This window comes from Bacillus cereus group sp. MYBK195-1 (assembly GCF_051916605.1).
Lineage (GTDB): Bacteria > Bacillota > Bacilli > Bacillales > Bacillaceae_G > Bacillus_A > Bacillus_A cereus.
In genome coordinates this window covers 1-7,497 of sequence record NZ_JBQAGZ010000019.1, presented here as the reverse complement: position 1 = coordinate 7,497, position 7,497 = coordinate 1, and the positions used below count along the sequence as shown (strand labels likewise).

Here is a 7,497-nt window from a genome sequence, read left to right as displayed (position 1 = left end):
TGATGGCAGAGAGGTCACACCCGTTCCCATACCGAACACGGAAGTTAAGCTCTCTAGCGCCGATGGTAGTTGGGACCTTGTCCCTGTGAGAGTAGGACGTCGCCAAGCAAGCTTAAGACGAGTCAGAATGACTCGTCTTTTTTGTATGCTTTCATACCTCTATCAATTGCATTTTTAACCCCTTCTAAATAAGAAAATCCATATTTTTTATCTGGTTCTAAGTAAGTTCCTTCCGCCCACTCGTTCCATGCGTTAATAAATAAAAACTCGCTGTTATAAAAAGAGTAAGTCCGATGAATTTGCTTGCTTAAATATATGGTGAACTTTTCAGGGGTAGAACCTACAAAGATGCTACTATTCGCGTTTTTACGTCGTGCAGTATTATCCCAATCAACAAAAGCACCAGGAAATGTTTTTTTCTTTGGGAGCGATCGTTGTAATATATACATCCATACTTTATCGTAGTCCCAAACATTTAATTGCATATCAGAATCATATATTACCTTATTTATGTCTGAAGAGCTATCATGGGCAATTGTATAGAAAGGTTCAAACTGAATGCTAGCATCAAATCCATTTATATTAGGTAGTGGAAAACTGTTTAATGTTTCAGCAAAGTATATACCTTTTAAACCATTTTCTCGCGCTAATGCATTCCAGTAATTAAGCATTTTTTCACAATCAGGAATATGTCCTGGACGATAAATAATGAATAGAGGTTTATCATCTATATAAATATATCTCTCATCTTGGAAAGCCTGTAATAAATAATCAAAGTGTTCCTTCCAATCAGATATATCTCCGTAGTCTTGAGGCATTAATATATGTTTATCGAGACCATCCCAAGATTTTGTCCATGGTTCATTTGCCCAAGAAAGACAAAAAGGGAAGTCAGGTTCCTTCATCTTTAATACCTCATTAAAGGGTGTTTCTAATAGTCTTTTTCCCTTAAACCAGTAATGATAATAACAAAAACCATATATCCCGTATGCTTTAGCGATTTTTGCTTGCCACTTTCTTACGGAGGGGGTAGTTAAGTCGTAATAAAAATCTTGATAAGGTTCCCTAGGTTGATAATGTCCTGAAAATAAAGGTCGTGCACTTTTAGTATTTGTCCATTCAGTAAATCCTTCCCCCCACCATCGATCATTTTCTTTTATTTGATGGAATTGTGGTAAGTAAAAAGCGATTATTTTCAAGTTATATCCCCCTTATATTATTCGTAGTTCAAGTAGTGGGAAGTTACTATTGATTTATTAAATCACTGAATTATATAGTATTTAGAAATTTTTTACATATTTTTTACTAATAAAAACATGTAAAAATTCAGCATCTAGCCCTAGTGATCTATCCTTTGGTAAATAAACAATTGTATACATATTTGCGTGTGTATAAATATATTCAATCATATCCTGCCCCCAATCGAACGTTACTAAAGATCCATTCTCATCAATAGGGTTTCCATGATAAATGGGCTCTTCAATATATTCAATCACCTCTTTATTCATTTTTGCTCTTTGCACAGTTTTTGTGAGTGTATGATACCAAGGGACAGTAAATACATGAGCACCGCCAGGTTTTAATACTCGTTCTATTTCTTTAAAGGCTTTGTTTGGTGTCATTACATGCTCAAAAACGTCTTGAGTAATGAATAAATCAAAAGATTCATTTTCAAAAGTCATGTCTTCTAAGTTTTCACATCTAATACCTTGAAAGTATTGGCCAAGAGGATAATTTTTAAAGTATTGAGAATAAGTATAGTTTTTACAGTTTTTTAATAGTAGCTGAGTCGTAATTCCTCCAGGAGAGGATTCGTGAATATTATAGGAATCCCATTTTGGAAAAAATGTATGTAAAGCATGGATTAAAGCTCGCTGCCTTGGTATAGAGTTACATGTAGAACATAAATAATGATCTCTAAGCCAATCATTATGCTCTATAAATGTAGCTTTCTTTTCGCAAATAACGCAGTACCCATTATTGTGTTTCAAATTGATTTCCACACAATATCCCTCCTATGTTAATAAATGCAATTTATGTATGGAAAATATGATACACGTCAACAATCAGCGAAATCAAAGGAAATGGGTGAAAGTTAGGTATCTCTTAAAATTACGATTAGGGAAAGAGAATAATTAACTCCCACTCGAATTAAAGTTTCACTTTATGCTATGCGATGTATCAGCTTTTATTCGTGGAAAAATGTATAGACTTAAAACATCCCTTTCGTGTATGGGTACATTTCAAAATCCTGTGCGTATATTTCTGTAACTAAGTCCATAGTTTCTTTATCATAAAAGCTTTCGTATGTTGGAAATCGGGGAAAGCCTGGATCTGTAATGCTAAGTTCTGCATAGCTTCCTGCATAAATCATCTTGTGAGCGCGATGATGATCTGAATTTGTAAGAAGTGCTAAATTAGATTTTGTTAAATCGTACATGTGTTCTATTTTGGTGATTTGTGTATTAAAATCTTCTAAAGGAATATAGCATTGAATGAAGTTTTCTTCACCAGGGACGTATTGTTGACTAAAATGTATATCTAATGCTAGGGAATTGGAACCGAATGCCTGAACGTAATATAAAAATTGTTTAAATGATATTCCTTGATTACTATATTTATCATTATAAAAATAATGACGGATGCTCTCCCATTGTGGGCTAGCATATGGATTGTCAGCAAGTAATAAAAATGAGCTGACAGCCCTTGTATAAGGATTTCGTACAAGTTTACAAACATTTTTTTTAGCCTCTAGAAGACTATTTTGTAATTGTTGAATGTAATTTGTACTGTTTTTATACACCCAGAACTCATAGTAATGAATAAAGTCATTGTATTTCTTTGCTTCAGTAAATAATCCAATTTGAAAAAAGAACCAATTAGCTAATGAGGTGCATCCGCTTCTATGACTCCAAAATAGTATAAGGGGAAAGTCTTTATGGTAATGGGGAATTCGATCTTTATGTAGGATTACATGATTTAAAAGTTCTTGATTTATATTTTTCATGAGTTTCGCACTCCTTTTTTGAGAACCTTGTGTATTTAGAAGTTTTTTTATGGGTTAAACAAGTGAGGATTGTTTATTAAATATATTCATGGGGATGAGTAAATATTATGATTGTTTTTGCAGTCAACCTTAATAAGGAAGCTATTCTAAAATGAAAATAGAAAATAAAGATAATGAAAATTTATAACAAACATACAATGATAAGAGGATGAATAATCAAAATGATCCAGTTTATTTGTGTATATTTTTAAGTTTGACGATAGGAAAAATTTATTACTAGAGAGATGATATTATGAGGAAGAATAATTATTTAATAGTAGGTGGAAATAGTTTCATTGGTATCAACCTCGCATTGGGTTTATTGAAACAGGGACAAAATGTAAAAGTATTTTCCAGACATATAAATAATTTTCCTCAAAATATTATAAGTGAAGTTGAATTTATTAAAGGTGATTTAGAAAATGTTAAGGATATATATAAGGCTTTAGTGAATATAGATATTATTATTTATTTAGCTGCGACGTCTAACGTAGCAACTTCAATTGAAGACGTTTTTGGCGATATTAATAGCAGTCTATTTTTTCTTAATTTCATGGAAAGTGTTAAAGAATTTTGTATTAAAAAAATTATATTAGCTTCTTCGGGAGGCACAGTTTATGGTGAACCTGAATATTTGCCTATTGATGAGAAACATCCATTAAGACCACTTTCCCCGTATGGAATAACAAAAGTTTCGCTGGAGAATTATTTGTATTTTTATAAGAAAAAATATGGAATAGATTATGTTGTATGTAGATATTCTAATCCGTATGGAAAATACCAAAACCCTTTAAAAAAAGTTGGGGCGATAAATTGTTTTTTGTACCAGCATCTCAGTAATGAAAGGATTCATATATATGGGAATCCAGAGGAGATTATTAGAGATTATATTTATATCGATGATTTAGTTGAAATTACTATACAACTAGCACAATTAAATCAATTGAAATCTTGCGTATACAACATAGGGAGTGGCAAAGGTCTTTCTTTAAAACGAATTATAGTGGAATTAGAGAAAATAACAGAAAGAAAAGTGGATTTTATCTGTTACAAACAAAAACAAGAGAACGTTCAAAAAATCATTTTAAATATTGATAAGGTAAAACAAGAATTGAATTGGGAACCTAAAATAGATTTTAAACATGGGATTAGATTAAATAAGCTATGGATTGAAGAGTTCTTATGTAGTAAAAAATAATAACCCACGCTCTACTTGTATATAAGCAGAGCGTGGGTTATTATTTTATTTCTTTTTCTATAACCCAAAGGTCTTGATGTTCCCACCAAAATCCTTCAGTATACTTTTTGATAATTGGGTTATGGGGTAATAATTTAATTTTGTCACACACGTAAGAGGGACTAACTATCGTTTGTCCGTATTGATTCACATCTAAATCAAATTGTTCACTAGAAGAGAGAAACCAATAGCCCTTTTCATTTAAATTTGGAAACCCAAAGTATTTTTTGCTTTGATAGCCATGGGTTGTGAAAATGAATAAACCACCAGGTGAAACAGCGTTATACAATGTTTGTAGCCAACGAAACCAAGTTGTATCAGGCATATGAGAGAAAAAGGATAGACAAAAAACGATATCGTACGTAGAGGAGTCCAATTTTAACTGTTCAGGCTCAGGATGAGATAATATAGAAGAATTATTTAATTTGTTTTCAATAAAGGAAATGGCCTCTTCGTGTATATCGCAAGCGGTTATACTCAAATCCGTTTGTAGATTTAATAAATGACGTGTTACGCAGCCGTATCCGGATGCAAATTCTAACAATTGATTTGGATTGCCTGTAGGAGGATAAAGGGAAGTAATTAAGTTTAAGAGTATTTTTGCTGAGTTTTGCCCATCTTTAAAGTAGTAATCTATCGCTTCTTTTTTTGATGGGAAGACGGGATTAGTGACAATGAACTGAAAGATATGATCCTCAGGATGGATACTTGCATTTACATTATAGCTGTGTGCGATTTGAGAAATTAAATCTTTATGTTCCTCTATAAAGTCTTTCAAAGAGTATTCCTCCCTTGAGTAATAGTAGCAACTTAAAAGAGATATTGATGGCATAGAAAGCACATGTTTAAATTTTTAAGTATGCTTTAAGATACTTTCTATATGTATACATTTTCATTTTAGAAATGTCGTCGATAGTAAATCTTTCTTTAATGAAATTTTGCATTTGCACAACTTCATTGTAATGGGAGTATGAATCTTCTGTTCTCGTTACGCTATTTAAATGTCGTCTATGATAGTTTAAGGGGGCTGGATTGAAGTGAATATCTCCCTCTGTAAGAAGAGAAACATAGAAGAACCAGTCACCAGCTATTTTGAACTTCTCTAACTGTTTTTCTGTTTTCTTCATATCTATATTTTTAAAAACTACACTTGAAACATTAGGTATAGTATTTTTGATAAGTAACGTATCTTGTATTTCTTCGACTCCTTTTCGAAAATAGGGGGCTTTCCATTTTTCTTTATCGATATCATTTGTGTAATTTAAATAATGATTAGCCAATACATTTCCTTGTTCATCTATTTGTTTTGATTGTGTGTAACTTAAGGTAATATTGTTATTTATATAAAACCCCTGTATCACCTCTTGTAAAAATGTCTTATCGCATAAGTCATCGGCCTCTGCGATCCAAATATAATCACCAGTTGCTGCAGAGACTCCTTTTATCCATTGTTTAAATACAGAACCAGAGTTTTTATCATTAATAATCTGTTGAACCTTCAGGTGGGTCTTATTTTCTTTTGAGAGCAGCTTTTTAAAAGTTGATACGCTATGATCAGTGGAGGCATCGTCTAAGAAAATTAGTTCGTAAAGAGGGTAGGTTTGGTTTAATATCGATTCGATTCGATCAGGTAAGTATTTTTCATAATTATAGTTCGGTATGATTACACTTACCTTTTTGTAATTATGTTCGAGAAGATCTAGTAATTGATAAATGTAATTAAGAAAATTGAAGTTTTTTTCGATAAGTTCTTGGCCAAAGCTTCCCTTTTGTAATCGTAATCCCTCATCATGAATAAATTCATATATTTTTTCTAGCATTTTGGGTAAATTTAAAAAGTCTACTAAGGCACCAGTTTTTTCTGTAACAACATCTTCAAAACCTCCAGCATTTTTAAAACCTATAACAGGAAGTTTTGCATCCAATGCTTCTAAAACAACATTTGGAAAAGGATCTTCCCTTGAAGTTAATAAGTATAAGTCAGCCCCGGCGTTATATAATCCGATATCGAGAGTAGGATCGACTAATGTGAAATGTGCTTTATATTTAGGGGGCAGTGTATTCAGGAATTGAACGTCTGTTCTCCCTACCCAAATGAAATGAATATCCTTGTGAGTCTTTCTTACTGAGTAAGAGATAAGTGAGAATAAATCTATCCCTTTCCGATAATCTGCGAAGCCTACACCCAAGATGATTTTGCTATCTAGAGGCAGGTTAAGCTTCTTACGTAACTCATTTCTGGCTTTTGCAATATTGTTCTTATAAGGATTGTGGTTAAACAAACCTTGAGGGAGAATGTGACATTTTTGAGGATCCAATTCAGTGATTGTACGAAATTTTTCATATACGTATTGTGAAGGGAAGACAACTTTGTAAGCAAATTCAGCGATGTTTTTAGCTTTCCCTTCAGCAGAGTACTGTTGTATTAAATGCGGTAATTCATGTATTAATGAAACAACTTTTATATTGTGTCTAGCTAGTAATGCGACGATATCGCCACTTATGACAGTGCTACATATGGCGAGGGTAAAATTCTGTGATAATAAATCCTTTATTAATAATTCGACCTTTTCTTCTGTTTGATAACCTTGCTCGAGACAATAAACAGGACCGTACTTTTGAAAATCGGGAATTAAAATACCGGATCCAATAGAAATAATTGCAACAGAGTAATCAAAGTTTTCTTTAAGAGCCTTAATAGTATGTAAAGAAAGTAGCTGTGCTCCGTGGAAATGGGCATCATGGGATACATAAATTATCTTTTTATTAACATGCATTTCATAACGCCTCCTAAGGGTATTAGATTTCTTTCCCTTTTTTAAAGGTAAAGAAGAGAAGTGTTTTATTTATAATCCCCCTAGAGATGAGCAGGAGGGAGAACGTACTAAAAGAAAAAATACTATCCTTAATATATATTTACTTGGTCTCACATTCATTCTTTAGAAAAGTATTAGTATTAAGTTAGAGAGTGTAGGCTGCAGATTGTTAATTTGAATACATAAGTTTAAGAAGTTCTAAGGATGTGTTAGAAATTAAGAGGGGGCAAAGCTTTTATGATTTATAAAATAAAAAAGATAAAAGGTATTGACGATTGATCTACAGGGGTGTAATATAGAACAAGTCGCCGATGACAATAACGTCGAAAGCGACAAACGAAATAAAAAACTTAGTTGACATTGAAAGATGAAAATGTTAACATAAGGAAGTCGCAAAT

General features: G+C 32.5%; 6 protein-coding genes and 1 rRNA gene. 2 read left to right on the top strand and 5 right to left on the bottom strand.

The window, feature by feature from the left end:
• Positions 1-108 (top strand): 5S ribosomal RNA (rrf, locus tag ACTFRY_RS29565); the annotation flags it as partial.
• A gap of 14 nt (positions 109-122) precedes the next feature.
• Here the strand turns inward: rrf and ACTFRY_RS29560 are convergent.
• The 3 genes from ACTFRY_RS29560 to ACTFRY_RS29550 all read right to left on the bottom strand — a co-directional run bounded on the left by ACTFRY_RS29560 (position 123) and on the right by ACTFRY_RS29550 (position 3,007).
• Positions 123-1,199 carry a glycosyltransferase WbsX family protein gene (locus ACTFRY_RS29560; RefSeq protein WP_016119031.1) on the bottom strand — a complete coding sequence of 359 codons (1,077 nt, stop codon included), beginning with the start codon at positions 1,197-1,199 and terminating at the stop codon, positions 123-125.
• A gap of 81 nt (positions 1,200-1,280) precedes the next feature.
• Positions 1,281-2,003, bottom strand: a complete 723-nt coding sequence (locus tag ACTFRY_RS29555) for a class I SAM-dependent methyltransferase (RefSeq protein ID WP_098617131.1) — start codon at positions 2,001-2,003, stop codon at positions 1,281-1,283.
• 209 nt (positions 2,004-2,212) lie between these two features.
• Positions 2,213-3,007 carry a sulfotransferase family 2 domain-containing protein gene (locus tag ACTFRY_RS29550; protein ID WP_044797757.1) on the bottom strand — a complete coding sequence of 265 codons (795 nt, stop codon included), beginning with the start codon at positions 3,005-3,007 and terminating at the stop codon, positions 2,213-2,215.
• A gap of 292 nt (positions 3,008-3,299) precedes the next feature.
• Here ACTFRY_RS29550 and ACTFRY_RS29545 point away from each other — a divergent pair, with 292 nt between their 5' ends.
• Positions 3,300-4,244, top strand: a complete 945-nt coding sequence (locus ACTFRY_RS29545) for an NAD-dependent epimerase/dehydratase family protein (protein WP_098617130.1) — start codon at positions 3,300-3,302, stop codon at positions 4,242-4,244.
• 40 nt (positions 4,245-4,284) lie between these two features.
• On the opposite strand, the gene ACTFRY_RS29540 is transcribed toward ACTFRY_RS29545, so the two are convergent.
• Both ACTFRY_RS29540 and ACTFRY_RS29535 read right to left on the bottom strand, forming a co-directional pair.
• On the bottom strand, positions 4,285-5,061 hold the full coding sequence (locus tag ACTFRY_RS29540) for a class I SAM-dependent methyltransferase (protein ID WP_000651235.1): 777 nt from the start codon (positions 5,059-5,061) through the stop codon (positions 4,285-4,287).
• Positions 5,062-5,128: 67 nt separating this feature from the next.
• The gene (locus ACTFRY_RS29535) at positions 5,129-7,060 is read right to left on the bottom strand and encodes a glycosyltransferase (RefSeq protein ID WP_098617129.1); all 1,932 of its coding nucleotides are present in this window, start codon (positions 7,058-7,060) and stop codon (positions 5,129-5,131) included.
• Between the last annotated feature and the right edge of the window lie 437 nt (positions 7,061-7,497).